The sequence below is a fragment of the Vibrio tetraodonis genome (assembly GCF_003350295.1).
GTDB lineage: Bacteria > Pseudomonadota > Gammaproteobacteria > Enterobacterales > Vibrionaceae > Vibrio > Vibrio tetraodonis.
Genome location: NZ_QLYY01000016.1, coordinates 55,501 through 80,382, shown reverse-complemented (window position 1 = coordinate 80,382; position 24,882 = coordinate 55,501). Strand labels below are relative to the sequence as shown.

The window sequence follows — 24,882 nt, the reverse complement described above, 5'->3', positions numbered from 1 at the left end:
TGATTTAAAACACTATAAGTAACAAGATCTTAAATTACAAAGCCGATGAGGTAAATGTGATATAGCCAACACAGGTTAGTAAAAAGCCGAACACTGAGGTTCGGCTTCATTTTCTTAAATTGGTCGCTTAACTTATTTTATGGTCAGCGTTTTTAACATTTGGGCTGACGGGGCAAAAAAGTAAGCCCCGGTTACCGCTTTTGAAAAACGTAGTAACTGATCATATTTGCCATCTGTGACCGCATACATGCTTTCTAGCATAACCTTGAAATTGTGCAGAGTGTGACAATAAGCAATAAATAATAAGCCGTGATCACCTGACACACTGCCATAAGGTAAGCTATGGCGAACGATCTTAAGCCCTTTACCTTCTTCTTTTATATCAACCCGTCCAACATGAGAAGCTGCAGGCACATTGTCTAACTCAATAGAATCAGCTTTAGTGCGTCCAATCACTTTTTCTTGAGCTGATATATTGAGGCGATTCCACGCTGGTAAGTTATGTACAAAACGTTGCAACATTACATAGCTACCCCCTGCAAACTCACCTTGCGGGATTATAGCGACTTCTTGACGCTGGTCTCCATGTGGGTTTTCTGTACCATCAATAAACCCTGTCATATCACGAGCATCTAGATAGCGATAGCCATAAGTTTCATCAACAACCGAAACGTATTCAGCTAGGTTCTCAAATAACTTACATAGAAGATGAACATGTAAATCATGACGCTTTGAATGGCAATGTATTAACACATCAACATCTGTACTAGGTGCCAGCATATCCCCTTCTCCTAGCTGCGGAAAATCTATCAACTCTGCTGGAACAGGGGCATCAAGCTGGCTCCAAAAAGATCGGGTAAAAGCAATCGAAAGCATTAAGTCAGCACCAGTTTGCTGGCTATTAAGCTCTTCAACCAAAGCTGGTAGTGATTGTAACTGTTTTAAAACTTCTGCTTGATTTTGCTTCACTTTCAACAAAGTGTACTGAGCAAAAGGACTAGCTTCAGGAAGAATGGCACTTTGAGGGGTCGACATGGTTGTGTCCTCACATTTAATAATTTCTCAGTGTATTATGCTTATTGTAATTTTAATAACTAGGTTATCAATAGGTTATTTAGTCTGTTATCTTGGGCTGATGCCTCAAGCTCTCTCTTACATGACGACTATTGTAGGTATAAAGCATAAACCATAACAGGATGACAAGGGTAATCGCACTGGACCATTGAAATACACCGTGTTCAAGATAGACATGGTAAACAGTTTGAGAAAACTGTCCGGCTATAATCAAAAGAGTAATAGGTTTAGCGACACTGAGGGTTTTGCTCACCCACCCTCTATCTGGGCTTCGTAAACCAATTGCCCACATCAAAGCTAAACTTGGCAGCCCCATACCAAGGTCTAAATAAAACAAAGCATGGTCAGGGTAAATAATATCAAGAATTTGAGCGCCATTTTCCCTGCTTGCACCAGCCAGAATAAAGATCACCCAAGCTTTAGCGAGAAACAGCCAACCTAGCCAAAGCCACAAGGGAGCTTTGAGAAAGCCATGTTTATCATATTGTTCTAGACTGTAGCGCACGATAACTTCATAACTATTAATAATCATCCTACTTTATACTATTCATCCTATATTGCTATCTCTTGATAAAATTAAACCGTGTTAGAATACCGTCATTAAGGTTCACTCAGCATACGGCTAATGAAAAACAAAGTATCTCCTTCACCTGAAACTCAACAAGAAGCGTTAAAGATAGCAAAAGCGACTCAAAAACCCGGTCAGACTAAAGAACAAACTAAATTAATAGCTCAAGGGATAGAGAAGGGCATTGCTCAATACAAAAAACAACAAAAAGAAAAAGCACGCCAAGCAGACAAAGCCAAAAAGAAAGCAAGGAAAGTCAAACAAACTCAACTTGAAGTAGAGCCCGATATGCGGCCCGAGAGTTCCCTCTCTACTGCGAACCATTCAAGGTTTCCTTTTATCCCTTGGGCCCTACTTGTTGTGAGCTGGCTAGGCTTCATCCTTTATGCAGTAAAGCTCTAATCTTAAAAAGGCAATGTGCTTATCACCCTTTTGCAAACTACGCATTGAACCCCAAGCTTGTTTCTATATCTGTTCGTCTATCTGACACCCACTTGTAATCAAAAGGGCCCCAGTTAGAGAGTTGATAATAGCCGTCATTGTGGCGGCGTCCATCTTGAACAAATCTCAGCTCGATACCAATTCCGGGTAATGCTTTAAGAACATCTTGAATCGTGCGGCGTGGCCAGCCCGTACTTTCAATAAGTTTTGGGATATTAGGCCTATCAAGATTTTGCACCAATAATGCTAAATATAAGCGCCTTGCGAAAATAGGATTCAGCTCCATTGATACCTCCTAACAAATGAACAAGGTCATTATTTCTGTTTTGAAGACTCATGCGTTGCGTTCGATCAATAACCACTCCATCACCAAAGATTGAATGCATGTTTTGCGTAGACAAAATAGTTTGCTCACACTTTTGTCTATATTGATACTTCCTGCTAGGATGCCCAAAGCGTCAATAGAGTTTATTTAAAGGTTGAGTTATGACAATCACCATGTATGGCATTCCCAATTGCGATACCATCAAAAAAGCTAAGAAATGGCTAGAAAAGGAAGGAATAGAATTCCAATTCCACGACTATAGAAAGCAAGGAATTAACAAGGATATGATTGCAATATTTTGCCAGCAGCTTGGTTGGGAAAATGTCGTTAATAAGCGTGGTACAACCTATCGCCAATTAAGCCAAGAGCAAAAAGATAACCTAAATGAAGAACTGGCAATAGCGCTGTTAAGTGAACAACCAGCTATGATAAAAAGGCCTATTCTGGTTACAGATAACCATTATCACCTTGGCTTTAAAGCCGAACAATACTCCGCTATCTTCTCTGCTGTATAAGGAATTAGAGAATGACTGACACTCCTACTTTGGCACTCGCAAAAGATCTGATTAGTCGCCAGTCGGTAACCCCTGTAGATGCAGGTTGTCAAAAGGTAATGATAGAACGCTTACAAGCACTAGGGTTCAAAATAGAAGTGATGGTTTTTGAAGATACCACTAACTTCTGGGCACGTCGTGGAACTGAAGCTCCGCTGTTTGCTTTTGCTGGACATACAGATGTTGTCCCAGCAGGTAATCTAGAACTCTGGGATACACCACCTTTTGAGCCAACCATTAAGGATGGGTTCCTCTATGGTCGCGGTGCAGCAGACATGAAGGGCTCACTCGCTTCAATGGTTGTTGCAGTTGAGCAATTTATTGCTCAGAACCCAAATCACAAAGGCTCGATTGGCTTTCTCATTACTTCCGATGAGGAAGGACCATTTATCAATGGTACTGTTCGAGTCGTAGAGGCTCTGATGGAACGTGGTGAAAACATTGACATGTGTATCGTTGGCGAGCCCTCTAGTACTGAAGTCGTTGGCGATGTAGTGAAAAATGGTCGTAGAGGCTCTATCACGGGTGACTTAACAGTCAAAGGTATTCAGGGACACGTAGCTTACCCTCACCTTGCAAAAAACCCAGTACATCAGTCTCTAATGGCTCTGAATGAATTGGCCGAAACAGAGTGGGATCAAGGTAACGACTATTTTCCGCCCACCAGCTTTCAAATCCCAAATATTCAGGCAGGCACTGGCGCTTCGAACGTGATCCCAGGCGAGCTCAGGGTTCAGTTCAACCTGCGCTATAGTACTGAACTGAATAACGACATGATCGTTAAACGGGTAAATGACACACTAAGTAAACACAAGTTAGATTATCAATTGGATTGGACCTTCAACGGAGACCCATTCCTAACCGATACCGGCGACTTACTTGATGCTGTTGTTACCGCTGTTGGAGACGTCAATCAAACTAAACCTGAGTTGCTGACCACAGGTGGCACCTCAGACGGTCGTTTTATTGCCCGTATGGGAGGTCAAGTTGTTGAACTGGGTCCAGTCAATGCCACTATTCACAAAGTTAACGAGAGAGTGAAAATTGACGATCTTGAGAAACTGACCAATATGTATCAAAAGACACTGGAGAATGTATTGGCATGACAATGACGCCTGAGCAGCTGGTTGGTAAAGTAAATACACATCTCATCAACACTCACATTGGCGAGCAGTCTTTACTTGTACATACCATGGTCACAGACGACCTTCAGTCGCTGAGAGACGAAGCCGTTCAGGCCGGATTTGATTTCCATATAGCGAGCGGATTTCGCGATTTTGAACGACAGAAATCCATCTGGAACCGCAAGATAACGGGGCAACTCCCAACTCTCGACCAAGATGGCCAGCCTCTTGATATCAGTAACCTTTCAGAGCGCGAAAAGATCTATGCCATCTTACGCTGGTCTGCGCTGCCAGGCGCAAGTCGACATCACTGGGGAACTGACTTCGATGTATTTGATAAAGCAAGCTTACCTGAAGGCATTAAATTGCAATTGGAGCCTTGGGAGTACCTCACTGGTCATCAGGCTCAGTTTTATCAGTGGCTGCAAAGCAATCTCAGAAAGTTTGGCTTTTTCTTTCCCTATGCAGAGGATAGAGGTGGTGTGGCTGCCGAGCCCTGGCATATCAGTCATAAGGCGACGGCATCACTATGTTTATCCCTTTTTGAACTTGATACTTTAAATGACCAAGTTTCAAACTGCGGTTTAAAGGGAGTAGACTCAGTGCTCGCAGAGTTAAATACTATATACAATCAATACATTATCAACATCAGCACTGAGGCAAGTTAATGGATTTACTGACTAATCCTTGGGTTATCATTGTTATTGTTTTAAGTGTCGTGATTGGAAACATCGCAGCACTTAAATACACAGCCAAAATGAAATTTGGCCAGATGGAAAAAAAAGAATCGCCACAAGAAGACTCTAACAAGCCCTCTGAACATAACGAACAGGACCCGCCTCAATAGCGGGTTCTTTTACTTAATATGATCCCATGAAATATTTGAGACTATTCTGCACTCATCGCATTTGAAGTGGAAAATATCGAGCTCAGGCTCGGCAAGTAACCAATCCCCACCGCATTTTGGGCATTTGCGCTGTTTTTCAGTCTCTAGATTTTTCCCACCCACACGATATTGATAATAATATGTTGGTATTTTGGTCAGATGCTCTATACGGCCTCGTAAATCCCAGCCGCGCTTAAACAACACGCTATCCACATCACATATCTCATGCAGCGCGGCATGCTCAGCTCGACAAGCGCCAGCCATTTGAATTTCGTCACAAGCTTGCCATTCGGTCTGCCACTTTATTAGCGCCTTATGATCGCCATTCAAGGTGGGAGAATTACGATAGAGCGGAATTGGCAGCAAAGTATCACCACTTCTCAATGGCGAGCAGGTATGCACGTAAGTGGTATACAGTACTTGCCAACTCGGCATAGTATCTTCCGCAGCTTGTTCGGAGTTAAGATCACGTCCAAAAAGACGCGCTTTAGGTGTCAGCAGGCTGGCTTCTGATAATCTATCTAAGCAAACTTTGACAAAATCAGAATGATAATCGGGATGCAAACTATCTTGCTCTGGGCAAACGACACGAACAAAGAACTCTCCGTCACCCATAACAATAGGAAACTCTCTTCCCAAAACCTGGCCATTGTAGCGTAGTGCATCCATCAAGCCGTTTATCGCTTTATCGACCGCGGTGATTGTGGTGTTATCAAAACACTCAAATTGAAGCTCTATTACATACATAGCTAAACCACCGGGGTTAGCTGCTGAAGAAACTCGGAGATGTTCTTGGCTAACACGTCTCGTTTATCAGTTCCCAGTCGTTCTAGAATGACATTCCCTGAAAGATTACAGATAGAAATGACATCAAGTTCTGCATCCGTTGTGGCAATAAAGACGGTAGGCTTTAGCTTTAAACGACGCTGAGTAACTAAGTGGCCCAATATATTTTCCTGCAAACGAATGAAATCCTCATCATTCCATACTTGAAGTAACGTTAGCTCATTATCATTCCAAGCTGCGCCCATATCAGCACTATACTGGCAACCATAAAACGCCTTAATATCTTGATGAAGGGTTAAATCAATGCCATGTTCTAGGTTTGAGAAATCCACTTCTTGCTCGCGAGAACAAGCCTGCCATTCAACCGAATCACCTTTTTTAGCTGTTACACAAGGAGAAATAAAATCGGATAACTGATCACTTACTGGCTGGTGACCATGGCATTCAAAATATGTGTTACGGTACTTTTCACTGAATGAAACTAATGCAGGAAGGGCTTGTCCAGCCATGAAGTTCTCCAATATGAGTCGCCTTTTCTATACACGACATTGTCTATTAATCTGACTGTTCTAATCTAAAAGAAATAGCTAGCATGAGCATATATTCAAGCTTTCTAACCCTTGCTTGGCTATTACACAATCTGAATTTACTATGCTTTGAGGCTTTCTGTATTTCGAACAGTTCCAACTTGGTTCAAGTTTAATGAAACTAGAGGTCAGTATCAAACAACAAGCAACCTGTGCAATTGATTCTACAAAATCAATTGCATCAATAGTGGGGTGAAGATGATTTTACTGATATCATCTTTCTTTGCTGCTAAAGATAGCTAAAGTACGAGCAGATATGAGGATTGAGATAATATTATGGAGGTTTTGCGTTTGAGTCGATTGCTGGCACTACTTATTTTTCTACTACCAGCCTTGGTATCCGCCTCCACTGTTTATTCATCAGCCATGCTCAATGAAGCAGATTCCTTAGTCAATATTGTTCCCAAACAATCAAAAATATTAGCCTCTAATTATCTAACGCAAAGAAAGCTTATGGCCCAGTCGGAAAAAGGACCTTCAACTATGTCTCGTGATGATTCAGACACGCGATTTAGGACACCAAGCAGTACCATTGATGCCTTAAAAATATTAGCACGCGCAGAGTTTAACCTTGGTAACCCTAAGGAAGCAAAGCGCTACATTGAGCAAGCCAAAACACTCACTGATAAATATAACCTACCCTACCTTGGCTTGGAACTGAGCTTGCTTGAACTACGCCTCAATTGGAAGGCTAATGGCATTTCTCCTTCAATCGAAACCAAGCTCGATGAGATAGAGCAAGAATTGAACTCGATAAACAACCCAGAGCAGGTAGCAAAAGGACTCACCTACCAACTTGTCATGTTAAAAGCCGATATAGCTTCAAGCCAAGATCGAATCAAACTGGCAGAAACACTGTATAAACAAGCTATCCCTTTCATCGAGCAATCAAAAAACAGACAGAGTATTACCGACTACCACATTGCACTTGGTAAACATTTTTTAAACCACAAAATCTACAACAAAGCGCTATCTGAGTTGCTGATTAGTTACTGGAGTGCGATTGAAAATACGTCTGGATTACAATTAGCAGAAGCAAATCGTTTAATTGGCCAGCTATTTTATGAACGACGAGTTCTTGATAAAGCAGCTGACCATTTTTCTCAAGCCGCTGACTTTTATGATAATTATGAAAGTTCACCTATGCTTCCCCCTATTCTAAAACGAATGGGAGATATTTATTACCATCAAGGTAAATATAATCTTGCGCTGGTTCATTACTTCAATGCTATCGACCACGAGCGCCTACAAAATAACATCGAAAATGTCGTCGACATTCGACTTGCACTCGCTTCTACCTATTTAAAATTAGTCAATTTCCCACTCGCGGAGCAATATTTAACCCGAGCCAAAGAATTATTGAACTACATTGAGATACCAAAACTACAAGCTAAATATTTACTGCTAGAAGCAGGATTAGCGTCACACCAAGGACAACCTAAAGAAGTATTAGATAAAGCCAACCAGGCACTGGATATTGCCCTTGAACTTAATGATCTCAGTTTAGAAAAAAATGCCTATAACATGCTTAACCTCGGCAATGAGCTACTTGGAAACTACAAACAAGCACTACGCTACCTGCAACAATACAATTCATTGGCTGCTATTGAACAGAAAGAACTCAACCTGATTAATGAAGATGATTTTCGACAACAAAAAGATGTTGTTGAGCAAACACTGCACTTAGTCGGTCAAAAAGAGCAGCTAAAAAAAACGCAAAATGAGTACCATAAATTCCAAAAGATCTCTTTAACCTTGTTTGTCACTTGCGCCTTGCTTTTCGTCTTCTTACTGCGTCGTGGGCATATTATTAGCGTTCAAAAAGAAGAAATTGATGAACTAAATGATGAGCTTTATGCTCACTCACGTTCTGGCCTTAAAAACCTTCGCATGCTGAGTGTAAAATTGCCAGCCTCATTGGAAGCAAGTAGCCACAAATTTGAAAAGTGGCACGCTGGTGATCTTATCCATGAGCCACTGAGCGATAGGTTACACTTCGTTATGATCGACTTACCTTTTCTGCGTAACCTTTCCCTCCTGCAAGGCTACACTGAAGGCTTAAAAGTTGAGAAGGCTTTTGGTCTATTTCTCAAAGAAAAAATTGAACACCCAGCCCGTGTATATCATTTCTCGGATGCCAATTTACTCTATATTGAACCTGACAATGGGAACACCACTAAACCTGAACAAGTTTTCGAAAAGATCCAAGGTTGGGTTAGCGAATTTACTCAAAAATATGGACTCAATAACATAGTGCGCATTGGAATGGCCGATTACCCATTTTTACCTCGTGCATATACCGCGATAAATGATAAAGAGCTGCTGGATATTCTGCTTATGTCAACAAATGCGGCTCGTTCTTTGAGCATGGAGGAAAACACGAGCCAGTGGGTTTACCTAAAAGCAATAAAAAATGCGCCTGCCGCCAGCTTAGCAACAGGCAACATTCGTAAGGCCTGCAAGCATTCCATTAGCCAAGGCCTTATCAAAGTCCATTCTTCTTATCCCAATGAAGAAAACATCAAAAAGCTTTTAAAAGAAGAATAAACCATCATGTTGATTTAGGTGTAGAAGATGATAAAAACTGATTTAAAAGCCATAAAGTGTTTTAAACCAATACTATAGCCGATCAGATATTAACATTATCACCAACAAAATAACCTCTTTACAATATACCTTTGTTTGGGCTGGACCTGATAAAAATACAGATATACAGCCTCTGAGCATTTATCATCAATGAACAAAGACTCAAACCATCCATGCCACCTATTATTGGTGTATATATATCAACCAGTTAGCTTTATTTATCACCAAAGCATGCTAAGCTTAGTACAGTCTCTTGGATTTCATTTACGAGATTAAACCGCTTTCATTACGAGACAAACTCATAATAAGAAGTATTACAAGGAAACTTCTCTTATCAAGGAGGTCACCATGATCACTCATATTAGTCCTGCGGGTAGTATGGATCTGCTTTCTCAACTTGAGGTTGAGCGTCTTAAAAAAACTGCCGCTAGTGATCTGTACCAGCTCTACCGAAACTGCACCCTAGCAGTGCTTAACTCAGGCAGCCACACAGATAACTCAAAAGAGCTACTCGACAAGTACAAATCATTCGATGTCAACGTTGTCCGTCGTGAACGTGGTATCAAGCTGGAGCTAAGCAATGCACCTGAGCATGCCTTTGTGGATGGCAACATAATAAAAGGAATACAAGAACACCTATTCTCGGTATTGAGGGATATTGTCTACGTCAATATGCATCTTGCGGATAATCAAAGGTTGAACTTAACCAATGCCAGTCACATTACTAACTTAGTATTTGGTATTTTACGCAACGCGGGCGCCCTGACTCCGGGAATCGAACCAAACCTTATTGTGTGTTGGGGAGGGCACTCTATCAATGCAACTGAATATCAATACACTCGAGAAGTAGGCAACGAGCTAGGTCTTAGAGAGCTCAATATATGTACGGGCTGTGGGCCAGGCGCTATGGAAGGGCCAATGAAAGGAGCAGCAATTGGTCATGCTAAACAGCGTTATTACGACCAACGTTATCTAGGACTAACAGAGCCCTCTATTATTGCGGCTGAGCCACCTAACCCCATTGTCAATGAACTGGTGATTATGCCCGACATTGAAAAAAGGCTAGAAGCATTCGTTCGTATGGCCCATGGTATTGTTATTTTCCCAGGCGGTGCAGGAACCGCAGAAGAGCTTCTCTACATACTGGGTATAATGATGCACCCCGATAACTCTGAGCAGCCACTTCCTATTGTCCTCACAGGACCAAAAGAAAGTGAAGCCTACTTCCAATCAATCGATAAATTTATTGGTGATACTTTGGGTAAAGATGCCCAGCACCACTACGAAATTGTGGTCGACGACCCTGAAAGAGTGGCAAAAATCATGAAAAGTAAAATGGCAGACGTCCGCCAGCATCGCAAAGATATTGGCGATGCGTATAGCTTCAACTGGTCACTCAAAATCGAACCTGAATTCCAGTTACCTTTTGATCCAACTCACGACAACATGGCAAGCTTAGATTTACACCTAAACCAGCCACCAGAGAATCTTGCGGCCGCCCTACGCCAAGCCTTTTCTGGCATAGTAGCAGGTAACGTCAAAGCCGAGGGGATACGTGAAATTGAACTCCATGGCCCGTTCAGTTTAGATGGTGACGCGATCTTAATGAAGAAGATGGACAAACTGCTAAGAGACTTTGTCGAACAAGATCGAATGAAGCTCCCAGGAGGTAGTGCCTACGAGCCATGTTATAAGATCAAAACCTCTGAGTAGTTACTAACGCACAGCGGTGAGCCTATTACAAACAGGTCCTAGTAATCTGTGTATCTTGCTATACAATAAGGGCTTTCTAAGCCCTTTTTCTGGTTATTATGTCTATTCACCTTGTTATCATCGATGCTCTTAATCTGATACGACGCGTCCACTCAGCACAACCCAACTCTGATGATATAGCGAGAACAATAACCACAACCACGCGAACTCTACATAAGATTATTAATGAGTCTCAGCCTACTCATATTGTTGCAGTTTTTGATCATCATCTTCAGGAAAGAGGATGGCGAGCAGATATCCTGAGTGACTATAAAAGCAACCGAAAACCTATGCCTGAAGCGCTATATGCAGGCCTAGATGACATACAGGAAGCTTGGTGGGAACTTGGTGTAGATTCTTTGCTTTCATCAGGTGATGAAGCAGACGATCTTATCGCAACACTTGCAGTTAAAGTCGCTAATAGGAATCAAACTGTCACTATTATCTCTACGGACAAAGGCTACTGCCAATTATTATCGCCAAGACTCCAAATACGCGATTATTTCCAACATCGCTGGCTCGATGCTCCTTTCATACAAAAAGAGTTTGGTGTTCAACCATCACAGCTCCCTGATTACTGGGGCTTAGCTGGGATAAGCTCAAGCCAAATCACAGGGGTACCGGGAATTGGGCCAAAAGCTGCCAAGGAAATCCTAACCAAATACCATGATATAGAGCACGCCTACACCTCTGAGGAGCTTGAAGCTAAATATAAGAAAAAGCTCAATGAACATATTGATACTGCCCGAAGGTGTAAAACAGTGTCAGCTCTAAAAACCGATATCGATCTTGGATTTAATTTGCAAGACATTCGCTATCAAGGCGCTAAGGTTGATTGAATATTTTCAATCAACCTTAAGACAATGAATAGTAGCGCTTATTAGCGAGGAGATATGTTTGACAAACACTGTATATGGACAGTGATTTCTTCTCGATCGTGGTAGAGATGCTTCGCTTGAAGTTTAAACTTAACTTTATTCTCGATAAGAAAGAGTTTGAGGTTCTCAATATCCTCTAATACTTCATCATAGCGACCTTTCATCGGCAATTTTAGGTTAAAAATGGCTTCTTTAGCCCAACCAGAAATTAACCACTCTCCCATAAGCTGACCCACCCGAGAAGGTTTCTCAACCATATCACAGATAAGCCAAGTGACGTTTTTACGTGCAGGCTCAAACTTGAATCCATCTTCTTGGTGATGCTTTACTTGACCTGTTTCCATCAGGCTATCAGCCATCATGCCGTTATCAACAGCGTGAACAAACATGGATCGCTTAACCAATTGATATGTCCAGCCACCAGGACAAGCCCCTAGATCAACGCCCCACATCCCCGAAGCCAATCGTTCGTCCCACTCTTCTCGCGGAATGAAAACATGAAAAGCTTCCTCAAGTTTTAAGGTTGACCGGCTCGGCGCATCCGCAGGAAATTTAAGTCGCGGGATCCCCATAAAAAAGGGCGAATTATTACTCGGCAATGAATAACCCACAAAACAATGGCCAGGAGCGACGAAACAGATGTGTAATACTGGTTTTTTGGGGTTGTCTTTGGCCAACAGAATCCCTTTACCACGCATTGCTTGGCGCATAGGTACAGTGAATTTTCGGCAAAATTTTAGCAGTTCTTTTGCTTCATTAGTATCAGGTGTTTCGATGCGTATATCACCGCACTTGGGAAAACCCGTGATATCAGACAAGCTCGCTAAAATAGGAGAAATACGGTCTTCACGAGGAAGTTCTTGAACTTCAGCCGCAACAGCAAACATCTGACGAGCGAAAATCAACGCTTTAAAGTCAAGCTCCTTAACTAAGCGCTCAGCATCACCCTGCTGATAGCATTCAAACAGGACATAACCCGTATTATTTTTTAAACGAGGGAAGCCAAACACTTCAAGTTGTGTTGCACGATCCTGAATTTCTCCAGCGCACTCTTTCTCAAAACCTGAGCGACAGTAGAGTATTAAGTGTTTCACTGATTTACCTCTTTAATTTGTAGCGCCGCAAACACAAACAGTCCCCATCCAAGAATAAAAGCGAGACCGCCGAATGGCGTGATTGGCCCAAACCATGTCACTCCGCTTAGTACCAAGGCGTAGAGGCTGCCACTAAAGCAAAAGATGCCGATAATAAAGCAATTTGCAGCAAGGGCGAAATATTTTTGTGATTTATCAGCAAACCCGGTAGTCAGTAATACTCCACAAAGTATGATGGCAAGTGCGTGAATCAGCTGATATTGCACGCCAGTGTAAAATACATCGAGCATCTGGGCTGGTAATATATGTTTAAGCCCATGAGCAGCAAATGCACCTAATATAACGCCTAGTCCAGCAAATACACCGCCGAATCCCAATATGGACCTAATCTTCATTGTATGTTCCTAAGATAAAATCAGCGAGATACTTTGTCGCTAGCGCAATATTTTCCGATTCACTGTATCCAGAGCTTTTACGAGGCTTAAAACTATGATCGCCATCAGGAATGAACTCGATACAAACTCTATCTGAGAATTCAAAATCATCAAGTTCATCGCGTTTTCCAAATGCATCTCTCTCCCCTTGCAAAATAAGGCAAGGTTTATCAAGCTTGGCTAAGTGTTCACCTTTATAGTTTTCTGGCTTCCCCGGAGGGTGGAATGGAAATCCTAAACAAGCAACCCCAGCGACGAGACTTTCTTCAGCGAGCAAACTTGCCATTCTCCCGCCCATTGATTTTCCTCCAATCACAATAGGTTGTTTGGCAAATTGATTTATCACCTCTCTATATGCTTCTAATAGCTTAGGAGCACGATCTGGAGGACGCCGCTTACCATCAAGAGAGCGCTTGACCATATAAGGAAAATTAAAACGAACTACTTGGATTCCTCGTTGCGACAAACCCTTTGCAATCGCATCCATAAAATCATGATCCATTCCGGCCCCTGCACCATGAGCAAAAATAAATATTGGCTGATCGCTTTTACCATCTATCAAAAAATCACTCATCCAACAGTTCCTCTTGCTCACTCTGAGCTTTCGCTAGCATCCAATCTCTAAACGTAGCTATTCTTCCCATGTCTGCCTGCTTTTCATGACATACAACGTAAAATGCATTCTTCGAAACTAAAACCTGATCAAAAGGTGCAATCAAACGACCCGCTTCCATTTCAGGTTGTGCGAGAACATTATTTCCTAACGCGATGCCCTGCCCATGAGCAGCTGCTTGAAGCACCATAGTAGAATGACTAAAAATTGGGCCATGATTGACATTAACACCTTCTATCTCGTGTTCTTTTGCAAACTGCTTCCAATCTTTACGCGATGTATCATGTAACAAGGTGTGTTGCTTAAGATCAGCGAGCTTGTCTAATGCTTTATTTCCCATTAATAGAGAGGGTGAACATAGAGGGATCAGAAACTCTTGATAGAGTTTATCAGCACGCAGGCCGGGCCAATTTCCTCGTCCATAATAAATTGCAACGTCGACATCGTCGGTCAGAGACCCTTCATCCATATCAACAGCTTTAATACGAACATCTATGTCTGGCTCTTGCTGATTAAAGTCAGCCAAACGCGGAACCAACCATTGAATAGCGAAGCTAGGAGGTAAACTAATCGTCAAAGCCCCTTTTTCACTGCGTTCGAGCACTTTATCGGTAGCCTCAGCGAGTAGCGTAAAAATATCTTTAATGTCGAGAAAGTAACTTTGTCCTTCCTCAGTAAGCAACAAAGAGCGGTTACGTCGCCTAAATAATTTTAGGCCTAAGAACTCCTCCAAAGCCTTAATTTGATGGCTTACCGCTGCTTGAGTCACAAATAACTCCTCTGCTGCTCTAGTAAAGCTCAAATGACGAGCCGCAGCCTCAAAAACTTTAAGGGAATTTAGAGGGGGCAATCTTCTCGACATAGCATTTGTCTCCAAGTTGGATTAGTTTTTTTTATCTGAAACATTATAAAATGTCCATTGCCTATCGGCCAGAGAAATTCTATATTTCCCCCTGCAGCAAGAGTCAGAACGGCTTTATTCCCTCTGGGAGTGAATTGACATATTGTTGCGATGTTGTGTTTGCAAACTCGTATTTCGAGTTAGGTAGATTTCTACCGAGTTTCATCTCTCTAACTAGAGACGAAGCGATACTTCCTGTATTTATTTTTTGACCTGTCTGTCAAATTATTTAACACCTCCTTATGGCGGTGTTTTTTTATCTGCTAAACAACAAAAAGATAAGGAAGTATAAGCAGTTAGAAAAAGCGCTGACATGCTAGGCTAGCAGCGCTTTGGAAGGAGCCTAAATTAAGGGCGATAAACTTTGATATTAGTAAAGCCTTGATCTTGAAGGTACAGTGCTTGTAAGCGACTCATAACACCACGATCACAATAAAGCAGGTAAGTTTTACTTTGATCCAAGTCACCAAATTGAGTACCTAATTTGTAGAAAGGCAGATGTATTACTTCTACTCCATCAATCTCAAGCGGACTATCCTCTTCTTCCTCAGGACTTCGGATATCAATAACTGTCGCGTGTTGTTCCACGGCTTGAACCAACTCGATTTCAGGCGCGGCCTCCTCGGCTTCTTTGGCTATATCACGAATGTCCATTTGACGAGCATCTCTCACGACTTGCTCTAGGATTTCAAAATCAAATTTCTCTTCTTCCGCTTCTAACTTCGTTTTGATCGCTTTAACCGTCGGTTTCTTAGAAATCACACCACAATATTCAGGCATCGTCTTAGCAAAGTCTTCACTGCCAATTTCACGTGCTAAATCAATGATATTTTCTTTATCCCAGTTAATTAACGGACGTAAAATTAAAGTATCGGTGACTGTGTCAATATGGCGAAGATTGGTCAGCGTTTGGCTCGATACTTGACCAATAGCTTCTCCAGTAACCAAAGCTTGGATACCAAATTTATCGGCTATCATGCCTGCTGCTCGCATAAACATACGTTTAAGGATCACGCCCATTTGACCGTCATCTACTTTCTCAAGGATTTCAGCCACAACAGGTTCAAAATCTACAGAAATAAAACGCACTTTGGCTGAAGAGCCGTACTTATTCCAAAGGAAATGAGACACCTGCTTAACACCTATCTCATGGGCTGGCCCACCGAGATTAAAGAAACAGTAATGTACTTTAGAACCACGTTTAATATGAAGGTAGCTCGATACACCTGAATCAAAACCGCCAGAAATCAAACTCAAAACATCTTCTTGAGTTCCAAGTGGGAAACCACCTAAGCCTTTATAGCGATCAATGACATGATTAAGTTTATCCCCCGCAACCTCAACTTTTATCGTGACATCGGGTTTATGAAGTTTAACACTCGCACTGTCAACGGCTTGATTTAGACCGCCACCAACGTAACGCTCTAACTCAATAGACGTAAAGTCATGTTTTCCTCGCCGCTTAGCTCGGACAACAAAAGTTTTACCCTCTATTTTCGACCGATTAAGTTCTAATACTTGCTCGAAGATGTCATGCAAGTCGGTAAAGTCAGACTGTTTTACCTCTAGGACATGATGGATGCCTGGTGTGTGTGTAAGGATCTCTATGGTTTCTTTGTGATAACGATCTGATTCAGAGGTAACTTCGATATGATCACGACGATTAAATACTGCAACAGATTCTGTACGACTCTTGATAATATTGCGAATATTGCATTCAAGAATCTTTGTGAAGCGCTTGCGCACCGATTCACTTTTAACAAAAATTTCAGGATGGGGCTTAACGATAAATTTCATAGTTCACTTCACAACTCAACAGATACGGCAAATTGGAGACTTTACTACTAGCTTCTTATAGTAGTTTACGGAAGCTATACTCCAAAGGCGCAAGATTATACATGAACCATAGGCCATAAAAAAGGCGAGCACTTAGCTCGCCTCGTGATTTAGTTGGAGTTAGGTAATGTAGGAACCTCATCGCTCAATAGCGCCTCTCCTTGCATAATACTGATTTCTACACGCCGGTTTCGCGAGCGCTGAGCTTCGGTATCATTCGGCCCAAGTGGTTGAGTATCTGCCATACCTCGAACTTGAAGACGTTGATGTGAGAAGCCTCGCACCTTTTCCATTTCTTGAGCAACAGACACGGCTCTCTGCGAAGAGAGATCCCAATTTGAGCGATATAGCTCAGAGTCTAAAGGCTGATTATCCGTATGACCTGACACTCTGATGATGCCGGGAACGTCCTTAACTAAATCCGCGATTTGACGCACTAGTGGTCTGAATTTAGGTTGAAGAAATGCCGAACCTTGGGGAAAAGCGCCTTTTTCCCTAATTCGAATATCGATCTGTTGGCCAAGATTTTCTATCTCAATCGCCCCTTCATCAATCTCACGCTCCAAAGCTTTCTTGATGCTCTCCATCAATGTTTCAAGCTCTTGTGACATTTCTGCTGACTGCTGTTGCTGACTTTCAGACTCAGCGTTTTGACTGTCTTGAGTCGAGGTATCTGGCGATTTCCCCCCCGTCTGCTTACCCTCGTCTTTTTGGGTACCACCCGCTCTGTCGGATTCTCCTTCTTGAAACTCCAAAGTTTGTTGGGTTATGTCTATTGTCTGCTGCATGATGACATCGATAGGCGTGGGCTCAGGACGCCCTGGGCGAAATTCTTGGGCGATGATACTCGTGCCTTTGGGAATATCTTTGACTTCCAGTCGGTTTTGAACACCAAAAGCAAACTTCATAGAGCCCGCGATCTGTTTAAATTTCAACACATCCATTTCTGAGAACGAAAGCAGAAGTACAAAGAAACACATCAAAAGTGACATTAAGTCAGCAAACGTTCCCATCCAAAGCGGCAACCCGGGAGGAGGACATTTACAACCTTCTTCATCATCCATAGCGGTTTCCTTACTCTGAATCTACATCGAGAACACGCTTACCTTCATTCAGGTAATTTTTTAGATACCCATCAATAACTCGAGGGTTTTGTCCATCTTGAATCGCTAGCACGCCATCCATAATTAAGCGGCGGTTAAGCTTTTCTTGTTCCCGACGCAGTGAGAGTTTATCGGCAATAGGGAAAAAGACCATGTTGGAGAGTATCGCTCCATAGAGCGTCGTCAATAGTGCGACGGCCATTGCGGGACCGATCGCTTTAGGATCATCCATGTTTGAGAGCATAGCAACCAAACCAACCAAAGTACCAATCATGCCCATCGCTGGAGCTACGTCTCCAAAGGCTCTGAATACGCTGGTACCGAATTCATGTCGCTCATCAGTCAGGACAATATCTTTTTGCAAAGCAGCGCGCACCACATCAGCGTCATGGCCATCAACAAGCAGGTCTATTCCTTTTTGCATGAAGTTGTTGGTAATTTCCATCTCTTCTAGTGCCAGAAAGCCACCTTTACGCGCAGCATCAGCCATTTCGACCACTTTAGCGATTAGGTCTTCAGGCTCATCGGCCTTAAACATGAAAGCCTTACCAGCAACTTTGCCCGCTCCAAAAAACTGCCCCATAGTAAATTTCATCAGCACAACGAATGTCGAGCCACCCACTACGATAAGAATCGAGGTAACATCAACGAACATCATGATGCTTCCACCCAATATCATCGCCATGATGACAAAGGCAAAGCCTCCAATGAGTCCTAGCAGTGTTGCTAAATCCACAAAGCACTCCTCATGCTATCTTTTATAAGCCTCTGATAAATTATATCGGCAACACCTTCAGATCTTTAGTCTTTTATTGGTACTGCTCTCACACAACTATAGATCTTATCGCCGCATAGTAAACAGCACATCTCTCAGGATGCAGTCTTACAACCACAATAATAGACACCCACATTCGCTTTTTCGATCAATTTTCCTTGGTTAAATTTGACCATGACCACCTCCTAATGTAACTTTCGTGCATCTTCCAAAATGTAGATAATGCTATGGCGAGCAAGAAACCAGAAAACATGTCCTTTGAAGCGGCCATTGAGGAGTTAGATTTGATTGTCGAACACCTTGAAAAAGGCGACCTAGCCCTTGAAGATGCTCTGAAAAAGTTTGAACGCGGCGTGACTCTTGCTCGTGAAGGGCAAGCCAAGTTGAATGACGCTGAGCAAAGAGTGAGTATTTTACTTAATAATGATGATAGTGCTCCTCTTACGGAGTTCAAATCACCCCAGTCAGAATAATCACCAGAAGAAGAGTTGCTCTTATGCATGAGGCGTTAACCTCTTTACAAAAAAGAAATAATCAACAATTAGAGCATTGGCTTGGTCAATGTCCTCATTCAGGGCAACCGCTGATAGAAGCCATGCATTATGGTTTACTGCTCGGTGGTAAACGTGCTCGGCCATTTTTAGTTTACATTACTGGCCAAATGCTTGGATGCCAACTTGATGAACTCGATGCTCCTGCGTGTTCCGTTGAATGCATACACGCCTATTCACTTATCCATGATGACTTACCCGCTATGGATAACGACGAACTAAGGCGAGGGCAGCCAACCTGCCACATCAAGTTTGATGAATCGACTGCAATTTTAACGGGCGATGCTCTACAAACTTTGGCATTCACCATTCTTGCCAATGGACATTTAAGCGCACAAGCAGAACCAAACCGCATCAAAATGATCAAAGCGTTAGCCGAAGCTTCAGGTGCAAATGGCATGTGTTTAGGTCAAGCACTGGATTTGGCCGCTGAAGGGCGCGATGTTTCATTAGAAGAACTGGAGACCATTCACCGCAATAAGACGGGTGCACTATTAAAATGTGCGGTACGTTTGGGCGCTCTGTCAGCTGGCTCTAAAGGCGAGGCGGTTTTACCTCAGTTAGATAAATACGCGAATGCTATTGGCCTTGCCTTTCAGGTTCAAGACGATATTTTAGATATCACCAGTGACACCAAAACGCTCGGCAAACCTCAAGGTTCTGACCAAGCGTTGGAAAAGAGTACCTACCCTGCACTTCTGGGTTTAGATGGTGCAGTTAACAAAGCTCACACTCTTTTAAAAGAAGCCCTTCAAGCATTGGAAACAATACCATACAATACTAGATTACTCGAAGAGTTCGCCCGATATGTCATCGAGCGCAAGAACTAAACAATAAGCGCCTATATATGACTCTTGATATTTCTAAATATCCAACACTGGCATTAGCCAACACACCGGATGAATTACGTAGCCTTCCAAAAGAAGCGCTGCCTAAGTTATGTGACGAATTGCGCACTTACTTGCTAAATTCTGTTAGTCAATCAAGCGGCCACCTTGCATCAGGTCTAGGAACCGTAGAGCTAACCGTAGCACTGCATTATGTCTATAATACCCCATTTGACCAACTTGTCTGGGATGTCGGCCATCAAGCCTACCCACATAAAATTCTCACTGGCCGCAGAGATAAACTGCCAAGCATTCGCCAAAAAGGAGGATTACACCCTTTCCCTTGGCGAGAAGAAAGTGAATACGACACCTTGTCTGTTGGTCACTCTTCTACCTCGATTAGCGCCGCATTAGGCATGGCAATTTGCGCCGAAAAAGAAGATAAAAACCGCAAGGTTGTCAGTGTGATTGGTGATGGTGCTATTACAGCAGGCATGGCTTTTGAAGCCATGAATCATGCTGGTGACGTACATTCAGATATGCTGGTCGTTCTCAACGATAATGAAATGTCGATATCAGAAAATGTTGGTGCGCTCAATAACCATTTGGCTCAAGTATTATCTGGTAGCTTATACACTTCCATACGCGAAGGAGGAAAAAAAGTTCTTTCGGGTGTCCCGCCTATCAAAGAGCTAGTTCGAAGAACGGAAGAACACCTTAAAGGCATGGTGGTACCTGGCACTCTATTTGAAGAACTCGGCTTTAACTACATTGGTCCTGTCGATGGACATGATGTCTGCGAGTTGGTCAAAACACTAAGCAATATGCGCGAGCTTAAGGGACCGCAATTTTTGCACATCATGACCAAGAAAGGAAAAGGCTACGAGCAAGCTGAAAAAGATCCAATTGGATATCATGCTGTCCCTAAGTTTGACCCTAACCATACTACTCTGCCCAAAACGAAAGGAAGTCAGCCAACTTTTTCAAACATTTTTGGCGACTTCTTGTGTGATATGGCTGCCCAAGATCCCAAACTAATGGCCATCACTCCGGCAATGAGAGAAGGTTCGGGGATGGTGCGTTTTTCAAAAGAGTTTCCAGAGCAATATTTTGATGTTGCGATTGCAGAGCAGCATGCCGTTACTCTAGCCGCTGGTATGGCGATTGGTGGCAACCATCCGATAGTCGCGATATATTCAACATTCTTACAACGTGGCTATGATCAACTCATACATGACGTTGCTATTATGAATTTGCCTGTCATGTTCGCTATTGATAGAGCTGGCTTAGTCGGTGCTGATGGTCAAACACACCAAGGGGCTTTCGATTTGAGCTTTATGCGCTGTATCCCCAATATGATCATCATGACACCAAGTGACGAAAACGAATGCCGCCAGATGCTCTATACGGGGCATAAACACCAAGGCCCAAGTGCTGTGCGATACCCGAGAGGAGCAGGTGTTGGAGCAGAAGTTGATAAAGAGTTCACAGCGATACCATTAGGTAAGGGTCGCGTAATTCACGAGGGTAAAAAAGTTGCTATCCTCAACTTCGGTACTTTCTTGGATAACGCTCGACATGCCGCTGAAAGCCTTGGCGCTACGCTAGCTGATATGCGCTTCGTTAAACCTTTAGATGGCGATCTGGTAAGAAAGCTGATTGATGAGCATGATGTGATTGTCACAATAGAAGAAAATGCCATTGCAGGCGGCGCTGGCGCTGGTGTTGTCGAGTTTATGATGCAAGAGAAGCTTATAAAACCAGTTCTGAATTTAGGTTTGCCAGATAAGTTTATTGCACAGGGAACCCAACAGGAACTATATGCCGAGCTAGGGTTAGACGCAAAAGGCATTGAGGAATCAATACAAGCCTATTTGGCCAAATAAGCATCGAACAATATTGAAGCCCTCAAAAGGAGGGCTTTCAGCCTACTTTTTAAATCTTCCAGCCAAACTCTTCATATATTCTCAGCCAAGTTTGATCGACTTTTGCATGAATAGAAATGTATTCGTTTGAATATGGATGAATAAATTCTAATTGTGATGCATGAAGAAGTAATCGATGAGAGTCGTATACTTCTCTGAATAGTTTGTTGTGTTTTCCATCCCCATGTGTAGTATCTCCCACAATAGGATGACGGAGATGAGCCATATGCCTTCTGAGTTGATGTTTTCTCCCTGTTAAGGGCTTTAACTCCATCAAACAGTATCGAGTAGTCGGAAACCGCCCTGTAGAAAGAGGAATCTCTATTTTTTCGATAGGTCGATACTCGGTAATCGCTTGCTGTGGTTCTTTTTCTTGTTCAGCATGTTTATCCGCTATCTTATCCAGTTCAACCTTCAAGTCATAATCTAAACGCCCAGATTCTTCTATCCAACCGCGAACAATCGCATGATAAGTTTTATTCATTTCATGATTAGCAAACATAGGCATCACTTGAGAAGCCACTTCACTCGATAGTGCAAAAATTAATACGCCTGATGTTGGCCTGTCGAGACGATGGAGCGGAAAAACATGCTGCCCGATTTGGTCACGCAAAGTTTGCATTACAAACTGAGTTTCATGCTTATCAAGCCAACTACGGTGAACAAGCATGCCGGCAGGCTTGTTAACGGCTACAAAATATTCATCACGAAAAACAATATCCAACATCAAGCGCAAGCCTCATCAATCGCCTTAATCAAATCAATTAAGCTCTGATAATCGTTATTATTCTTCCAGCACTGTTCAAAATAAGGGGCTAAGCAGAAACCTTTAGGTAAGGGCATCTGTCTTTCAATTAAATCTGTCATCTTGGGAATAAAAATCCATTGTAGCCATTCATGCGGTTGTAACGTATCGACCGCAAATGGCTGATTGCTCTCTAACAGGTGTTCATTCGGTCTTATAGACTGCCATAACTGCAAGCCCCTCATTTGTTCGGTAAGTTGCTCCAAAAACACCTTCATTTGCTGATTATTTGCCATAAAACATATGTGTAAACCTTGAAATTAAGCTCAAGAATACCATCTATATAAGAAATTTTGTTAGGACTATTAATCAATGGCCACGATTCACACACTCAGCCAACTTCTGATCCAAAGCGATTGCCAATATCAGGTGTACGACCTTGGACGTCGTATAAAACACATTGATAATAAGACTTTTTCAGATGTCGAGCATGGCCTTCAGCCCTACCCTTACCCGTTACAACGCAAAGCTCATCTCGCAATTTGTTACTGGAATGAAAACAAACAACCATGGATCTGGTTCTTAAAGTTTGAATTAGATGAGCGAGGACTCCTTAAGCAAGCAGATGTAGGAAATTTTCTTAAATACGTCATCGAAGCCATGGGAACTCGTATCAATAAAGAGATGACGCAAGAACAACAGCAAAAATTGGCCAATAATCCCTATACCTTCAAGCCTGCGGAAGACAAAATGGCTGTATTCCATAGCCAGATTCGAGCTTTGCTATCTCTCCCTTGCAGTCAATATTATGAACATGCACAGTGCTACTTCTCAGGCGAACTTGGATGGAACAAGTGGCAAACTGTTGGGCTACAAGGTGTCACCGATATTTGTGCGCGCCTAAGCGAAGAACAGAACGGCGTGTATGTACGCAAAGCAATCAAGCAAGTACCAAACGAACCTTTATACGCTCTACTTGGCGCTCTTGAGCACTCCTACCTGCCAAATAAACTAGCAGATCGGCTAAAAGAATTTGCCTTCGAGAAAATCAATCAACAATGTCCAGACATTTTCCTGATTGGTGCGTTGACCCGTGCACTCTCAGGTGCAGATGACCAGTATTTGTACCCTGTGGTTCAGGAAGTCCTTTCATCGGCGCGTTTAAGTCACCAAGAAGTGCTCATTGGAATCGCGGGACGCTGCTGGCACATATTGACAAACCATGGCTTGGCGGAACAATTTTTACTGAGGTTGGCACAAACGGGTAATCAAGCATTATTTAATCAGTTATTTGCTGACCTAGTCATGTTACCTGAGCTGAGAATGGTATTACTGCCCTTGCTGCACTCAACACCATCTCCAGAGCTGGCAAATGCGCTAGCTCATCTCCAGCAAGCAACAAAAGGCTAGTTAATGATTGGGAATCTGTTTGCCATATTGGCCCTATTTTTTATCGCTTTTGTTTTCTGGCAACAGAGACGGCAAGCTGAATTAGCTAAAGTAATTGCAGCTAAAAAATGTAAGCAACTTGATTTGCAACTACTGAATATCGCGCTAAAGAAGCACAGTGCTAGAATGCCTGATGGCCGCTGGTATTGGCACTCTATTTATCAATTTGAATTTTCTTCACTTGGTGATGACTGCTATCAAGGACAATTGATTATGCGTGGCTTGAGCTTGATACGAGTGAAAGTTCCTCCTCATCGAATGTGAATACATAACGGAAATGCAATATGTCAGGATAAATATTGCCTTGTTGTTCAAAGCCTAGCTTCTCCAAAACCCGGATGGCGGGGATATCACAACTATCTACTTTGGCGCTCACTTGCGGCAGTTTTAAATCCGTTAATGCTTTGGGTAAGAAAGCCCCGATCACTTCACTTGCCACCCCTTTTCCCCAATAGGCTTTATCAAACATAAAGCCTAATTCTGGTTGTCTATCTAAATCATGAATAAATACATGACCGATATAGTCTCGTGAGCGATTATTAAGAACAGCAAGGGAGTATATGCTCGGGTCATAGAGAATACGTTGGAATAAGCGTTTAGCAGAAGATACAGTATGTAAAGCTTCTCGTTTATTAGAGTGCCTGACACAGTAACTCAGCATTAAAAACTCTGATTGTAGAGATTCATTGTAGGGAATAAGTAAAGTTCGACGAGTTGCAATAATCATGGCCCCACCTATTGACAGCGTGCCCCCTACATAGCAGGGGGCACTTTAATTCCTCGAGAAGAGAAATAAGGCCGAAAGTCATACCAACTAAAATATTTATTGTTGTAAGTTATTACTTTTTGACGTTGTTAGTTTAAATCATGACTAAACCAATACATCCTTGATGCATTACATCTTATTGGCTGTGTGCCTAGTTTTACTGCCTAGTCACCAAGATACACTGTGCTGAATGCTGGTGAGCTTCCATTTTTTATTTTAAGTATCAGTGCCCTAGCGACAGACACACTATATAAGATTCCGTAATATAAACAATGTAAGAAATCACTTTACTACTAAAGCTC

At 42.5% G+C, this 24,882-nt stretch carries 28 protein-coding genes; 13 read left to right on the top strand and 15 right to left on the bottom strand.

What is annotated here, in order from left to right:
• Nucleotides 1-132 precede the first annotated feature (132 nt).
• Entirely contained in the window at nucleotides 133-1,035 is a 903-nt protein-coding gene (locus DPF90_RS12460) for a Dyp-type peroxidase (RefSeq protein ID WP_114786679.1), read from the bottom strand.
• A gap of 79 nt (nucleotides 1,036-1,114) precedes the next feature.
• Nucleotides 1,115-1,579: a DUF2919 domain-containing protein gene (locus tag DPF90_RS12455; protein WP_114786767.1), complete on the bottom strand. Its 465-nt coding sequence runs from the start codon at nucleotides 1,577-1,579 to the stop codon at nucleotides 1,115-1,117.
• 120 nt (nucleotides 1,580-1,699) lie between these two features.
• Between DPF90_RS12455 and DPF90_RS12450 the strand changes: the two genes are divergently transcribed.
• Nucleotides 1,700-2,044, top strand: a complete 345-nt coding sequence (locus DPF90_RS12450) for a DUF2956 domain-containing protein (protein ID WP_114786677.1) — start codon at nucleotides 1,700-1,702, stop codon at nucleotides 2,042-2,044.
• 37 nt (nucleotides 2,045-2,081) lie between these two features.
• On the opposite strand, the gene DPF90_RS12445 is transcribed toward DPF90_RS12450, so the two are convergent.
• A complete protein-coding gene (locus DPF90_RS12445; RefSeq protein WP_114786675.1) occupies nucleotides 2,082-2,369 on the bottom strand; it encodes a winged helix-turn-helix domain-containing protein in 288 nt (95 codons plus the stop codon).
• 200 nt (nucleotides 2,370-2,569) lie between these two features.
• On the opposite strand from DPF90_RS12445, the gene DPF90_RS12440 reads away from it, so the two are divergent.
• The 4 genes from DPF90_RS12440 to DPF90_RS12425 are packed head-to-tail and all read left to right on the top strand — an operon-like array spanning nucleotide 2,570 to nucleotide 4,933.
• Nucleotides 2,570-2,923: an ArsC family reductase gene (locus tag DPF90_RS12440; RefSeq protein ID WP_114786673.1), complete on the top strand. Its 354-nt coding sequence runs from the start codon at nucleotides 2,570-2,572 to the stop codon at nucleotides 2,921-2,923.
• A gap of 11 nt (nucleotides 2,924-2,934) precedes the next feature.
• A complete protein-coding gene (gene dapE / locus DPF90_RS12435; RefSeq protein WP_114786671.1) occupies nucleotides 2,935-4,068 on the top strand; it encodes a succinyl-diaminopimelate desuccinylase in 1,134 nt (377 codons plus the stop codon).
• 2 nt (nucleotides 4,069-4,070) lie between these two features.
• Nucleotides 4,071-4,754 (top strand): M15 family metallopeptidase, encoded by a 684-nt coding sequence (locus DPF90_RS12430; RefSeq protein ID WP_114786766.1) that lies wholly within the window; start codon nucleotides 4,071-4,073, stop codon nucleotides 4,752-4,754.
• The gene (locus DPF90_RS12425) at nucleotides 4,754-4,933 is read left to right on the top strand and encodes a DUF2897 family protein (protein ID WP_114786670.1); all 180 of its coding nucleotides are present in this window, start codon (nucleotides 4,754-4,756) and stop codon (nucleotides 4,931-4,933) included. The genes DPF90_RS12430 and DPF90_RS12425 overlap by 1 nt, the downstream gene beginning before the upstream one ends.
• A 9-nt stretch (nucleotides 4,934-4,942) precedes the next feature.
• Here the strand turns inward: DPF90_RS12425 and DPF90_RS12420 are convergent, their stop codons facing one another.
• Both DPF90_RS12420 and syd read right to left on the bottom strand, forming a co-directional pair.
• Nucleotides 4,943-5,719 carry a Zn-ribbon-containing protein gene (locus DPF90_RS12420; protein ID WP_114786668.1) on the bottom strand — a complete coding sequence of 259 codons (777 nt, stop codon included), beginning with the start codon at nucleotides 5,717-5,719 and terminating at the stop codon, nucleotides 4,943-4,945.
• Between the two features lie 2 nt (nucleotides 5,720-5,721).
• A complete protein-coding gene (syd, locus tag DPF90_RS12415; RefSeq protein ID WP_114786666.1) occupies nucleotides 5,722-6,267 on the bottom strand; it encodes a SecY-interacting protein in 546 nt (181 codons plus the stop codon).
• A 354-nt stretch (nucleotides 6,268-6,621) separates the two neighbouring features.
• Here syd and DPF90_RS12410 point away from each other — a divergent pair, with 354 nt between their 5' ends.
• The 3 genes from DPF90_RS12410 to xni all read left to right on the top strand — a co-directional run bounded on the left by DPF90_RS12410 (nucleotide 6,622) and on the right by xni (nucleotide 11,522).
• The gene (locus DPF90_RS12410) at nucleotides 6,622-8,892 is read left to right on the top strand and encodes a tetratricopeptide repeat protein (protein ID WP_114786664.1); all 2,271 of its coding nucleotides are present in this window, start codon (nucleotides 6,622-6,624) and stop codon (nucleotides 8,890-8,892) included.
• Nucleotides 8,893-9,279: 387 nt separating this feature from the next.
• The gene (ppnN, locus tag DPF90_RS12405) at nucleotides 9,280-10,644 is read left to right on the top strand and encodes a nucleotide 5'-monophosphate nucleosidase PpnN (RefSeq protein WP_114786663.1); all 1,365 of its coding nucleotides are present in this window, start codon (nucleotides 9,280-9,282) and stop codon (nucleotides 10,642-10,644) included.
• Nucleotides 10,645-10,742: 98 nt separating this feature from the next.
• Nucleotides 10,743-11,522 (top strand): flap endonuclease Xni, encoded by a 780-nt coding sequence (gene xni, locus DPF90_RS12400; RefSeq protein ID WP_114786661.1) that lies wholly within the window; start codon nucleotides 10,743-10,745, stop codon nucleotides 11,520-11,522.
• A 41-nt stretch (nucleotides 11,523-11,563) separates the two neighbouring features.
• On the opposite strand, the gene rlmM is transcribed toward xni, so the two are convergent.
• The 7 genes from rlmM to pomA all read right to left on the bottom strand — a co-directional run bounded on the left by rlmM (nucleotide 11,564) and on the right by pomA (nucleotide 18,278).
• Nucleotides 11,564-12,655: a 23S rRNA (cytidine(2498)-2'-O)-methyltransferase RlmM gene (gene rlmM, locus DPF90_RS12395; RefSeq protein WP_114786660.1), complete on the bottom strand. Its 1,092-nt coding sequence runs from the start codon at nucleotides 12,653-12,655 to the stop codon at nucleotides 11,564-11,566.
• On the bottom strand, nucleotides 12,652-13,050 hold the full coding sequence (locus tag DPF90_RS12390) for a DUF423 domain-containing protein (RefSeq protein ID WP_114786659.1): 399 nt from the start codon (nucleotides 13,048-13,050) through the stop codon (nucleotides 12,652-12,654). Before DPF90_RS12390 ends, rlmM begins: the two co-directional genes overlap by 4 nt.
• Nucleotides 13,040-13,663: an alpha/beta fold hydrolase gene (locus DPF90_RS12385; protein WP_114786658.1), complete on the bottom strand. Its 624-nt coding sequence runs from the start codon at nucleotides 13,661-13,663 to the stop codon at nucleotides 13,040-13,042. The genes DPF90_RS12390 and DPF90_RS12385 overlap by 11 nt, the downstream gene beginning before the upstream one ends.
• On the bottom strand, nucleotides 13,656-14,564 hold the full coding sequence (locus DPF90_RS12380) for a transcriptional regulator GcvA (protein ID WP_114786657.1): 909 nt from the start codon (nucleotides 14,562-14,564) through the stop codon (nucleotides 13,656-13,658). The genes DPF90_RS12385 and DPF90_RS12380 overlap by 8 nt, the downstream gene beginning before the upstream one ends.
• A gap of 387 nt (nucleotides 14,565-14,951) precedes the next feature.
• A complete protein-coding gene (thiI, locus tag DPF90_RS12375; protein ID WP_114786655.1) occupies nucleotides 14,952-16,400 on the bottom strand; it encodes a tRNA uracil 4-sulfurtransferase ThiI in 1,449 nt (482 codons plus the stop codon).
• 149 nt (nucleotides 16,401-16,549) lie between these two features.
• Nucleotides 16,550-17,503, bottom strand: coding sequence for a flagellar motor protein MotB (locus DPF90_RS12370; RefSeq protein ID WP_114786653.1), 954 nt, complete (start codon nucleotides 17,501-17,503; stop codon nucleotides 16,550-16,552).
• A 10-nt stretch (nucleotides 17,504-17,513) separates the two neighbouring features.
• Nucleotides 17,514-18,278: a flagellar motor protein PomA gene (gene pomA, locus DPF90_RS12365; RefSeq protein WP_114786651.1), complete on the bottom strand. Its 765-nt coding sequence runs from the start codon at nucleotides 18,276-18,278 to the stop codon at nucleotides 17,514-17,516.
• Between the two features lie 266 nt (nucleotides 18,279-18,544).
• Between pomA and xseB the strand changes: the two genes are divergently transcribed.
• From xseB to dxs, 3 genes are read left to right on the top strand one after another with little or no spacing between them, the layout of a single operon-like run.
• The gene (gene xseB / locus DPF90_RS12360; protein ID WP_114786650.1) at nucleotides 18,545-18,790 is read left to right on the top strand and encodes an exodeoxyribonuclease VII small subunit; all 246 of its coding nucleotides are present in this window, start codon (nucleotides 18,545-18,547) and stop codon (nucleotides 18,788-18,790) included.
• Between the two features lie 23 nt (nucleotides 18,791-18,813).
• On the top strand, nucleotides 18,814-19,698 hold the full coding sequence (gene ispA, locus DPF90_RS12355) for a (2E,6E)-farnesyl diphosphate synthase (protein WP_114786649.1): 885 nt from the start codon (nucleotides 18,814-18,816) through the stop codon (nucleotides 19,696-19,698).
• 17 nt (nucleotides 19,699-19,715) lie between these two features.
• A complete protein-coding gene (gene dxs, locus DPF90_RS12350; RefSeq protein ID WP_114786648.1) occupies nucleotides 19,716-21,581 on the top strand; it encodes a 1-deoxy-D-xylulose-5-phosphate synthase in 1,866 nt (621 codons plus the stop codon).
• A 49-nt stretch (nucleotides 21,582-21,630) separates the two neighbouring features.
• Here dxs and truC read toward each other — a convergent pair whose 3' ends face one another.
• Nucleotides 21,631-22,347, bottom strand: a complete 717-nt coding sequence (truC, locus tag DPF90_RS12345; protein ID WP_114786647.1) for a tRNA pseudouridine(65) synthase TruC — start codon at nucleotides 22,345-22,347, stop codon at nucleotides 21,631-21,633.
• Nucleotides 22,347-22,661 carry a YqcC family protein gene (locus DPF90_RS12340; protein WP_114786645.1) on the bottom strand — a complete coding sequence of 105 codons (315 nt, stop codon included), beginning with the start codon at nucleotides 22,659-22,661 and terminating at the stop codon, nucleotides 22,347-22,349. Before DPF90_RS12340 ends, truC begins: the two co-directional genes overlap by 1 nt.
• Before the next feature lie 76 nt (nucleotides 22,662-22,737).
• On the opposite strand from DPF90_RS12340, the gene DPF90_RS12335 reads away from it, so the two are divergent.
• Both DPF90_RS12335 and DPF90_RS12330 read left to right on the top strand, forming a co-directional pair.
• The gene (locus tag DPF90_RS12335; RefSeq protein ID WP_114786644.1) at nucleotides 22,738-23,775 is read left to right on the top strand and encodes a DUF3549 family protein; all 1,038 of its coding nucleotides are present in this window, start codon (nucleotides 22,738-22,740) and stop codon (nucleotides 23,773-23,775) included.
• A gap of 3 nt (nucleotides 23,776-23,778) precedes the next feature.
• Entirely contained in the window at nucleotides 23,779-24,078 is a 300-nt protein-coding gene (locus tag DPF90_RS12330; RefSeq protein ID WP_114786643.1) for a DUF3301 domain-containing protein, read from the top strand.
• Here the strand turns inward: DPF90_RS12330 and DPF90_RS12325 are convergent.
• The gene (locus tag DPF90_RS12325; protein ID WP_114786642.1) at nucleotides 24,026-24,541 is read right to left on the bottom strand and encodes a GNAT family N-acetyltransferase; all 516 of its coding nucleotides are present in this window, start codon (nucleotides 24,539-24,541) and stop codon (nucleotides 24,026-24,028) included. The genes DPF90_RS12330 and DPF90_RS12325 overlap by 53 nt on opposite strands.
• Nucleotides 24,542-24,882 lie beyond the last annotated feature (341 nt).

Coding starts and splice junctions, on each gene's coding strand:
- DPF90_RS12460 (WP_114786679.1), bottom strand. CDS start 1,035: ATGTCGACCCCTCAAAGTGCCATTCTTCCTGAAGCTAGTCCTTTTGCT.
- DPF90_RS12450 (WP_114786677.1), top strand. CDS start 1,700: ATGAAAAACAAAGTATCTCCTTCACCTGAAACTCAACAAGAAGCGTTA.
- DPF90_RS12445 (WP_114786675.1), bottom strand. CDS start 2,369: ATGGAGCTGAATCCTATTTTCGCAAGGCGCTTATATTTAGCATTATTG.
- DPF90_RS12440 (WP_114786673.1), top strand. CDS start 2,570: ATGACAATCACCATGTATGGCATTCCCAATTGCGATACCATCAAAAAA.
- dapE (WP_114786671.1), top strand. CDS start 2,935: ATGACTGACACTCCTACTTTGGCACTCGCAAAAGATCTGATTAGTCGC.
- DPF90_RS12430 (WP_114786766.1), top strand. CDS start 4,071: ATGACGCCTGAGCAGCTGGTTGGTAAAGTAAATACACATCTCATCAAC.
- DPF90_RS12425 (WP_114786670.1), top strand. CDS start 4,754: ATGGATTTACTGACTAATCCTTGGGTTATCATTGTTATTGTTTTAAGT.
- DPF90_RS12420 (WP_114786668.1), bottom strand. CDS start 5,719: ATGTATGTAATAGAGCTTCAATTTGAGTGTTTTGATAACACCACAATC.
- syd (WP_114786666.1), bottom strand. CDS start 6,267: ATGGCTGGACAAGCCCTTCCTGCATTAGTTTCATTCAGTGAAAAGTAC.
- DPF90_RS12410 (WP_114786664.1), top strand. CDS start 6,622: ATGGAGGTTTTGCGTTTGAGTCGATTGCTGGCACTACTTATTTTTCTA.
- ppnN (WP_114786663.1), top strand. CDS start 9,280: ATGATCACTCATATTAGTCCTGCGGGTAGTATGGATCTGCTTTCTCAA.
- xni (WP_114786661.1), top strand. CDS start 10,743: ATGTCTATTCACCTTGTTATCATCGATGCTCTTAATCTGATACGACGC.
- DPF90_RS12390 (WP_114786659.1), bottom strand. CDS start 13,050: ATGAAGATTAGGTCCATATTGGGATTCGGCGGTGTATTTGCTGGACTA.
- DPF90_RS12385 (WP_114786658.1), bottom strand. CDS start 13,663: ATGAGTGATTTTTTGATAGATGGTAAAAGCGATCAGCCAATATTTATT.
- DPF90_RS12380 (WP_114786657.1), bottom strand. CDS start 14,564: ATGTCGAGAAGATTGCCCCCTCTAAATTCCCTTAAAGTTTTTGAGGCT.
- thiI (WP_114786655.1), bottom strand. CDS start 16,400: ATGAAATTTATCGTTAAGCCCCATCCTGAAATTTTTGTTAAAAGTGAA.
- DPF90_RS12370 (WP_114786653.1), bottom strand. CDS start 17,503: ATGGATGATGAAGAAGGTTGTAAATGTCCTCCTCCCGGGTTGCCGCTT.
- xseB (WP_114786650.1), top strand. CDS start 18,545: ATGGCGAGCAAGAAACCAGAAAACATGTCCTTTGAAGCGGCCATTGAG.
- ispA (WP_114786649.1), top strand. CDS start 18,814: ATGCATGAGGCGTTAACCTCTTTACAAAAAAGAAATAATCAACAATTA.
- dxs (WP_114786648.1), top strand. CDS start 19,716: ATGACTCTTGATATTTCTAAATATCCAACACTGGCATTAGCCAACACA.
- truC (WP_114786647.1), bottom strand. CDS start 22,347: ATGTTGGATATTGTTTTTCGTGATGAATATTTTGTAGCCGTTAACAAG.
- DPF90_RS12340 (WP_114786645.1), bottom strand. CDS start 22,661: ATGGCAAATAATCAGCAAATGAAGGTGTTTTTGGAGCAACTTACCGAA.
- DPF90_RS12335 (WP_114786644.1), top strand. CDS start 22,738: ATGGCCACGATTCACACACTCAGCCAACTTCTGATCCAAAGCGATTGC.
- DPF90_RS12330 (WP_114786643.1), top strand. CDS start 23,779: ATGATTGGGAATCTGTTTGCCATATTGGCCCTATTTTTTATCGCTTTT.
- DPF90_RS12325 (WP_114786642.1), bottom strand. CDS start 24,541: ATGATTATTGCAACTCGTCGAACTTTACTTATTCCCTACAATGAATCT.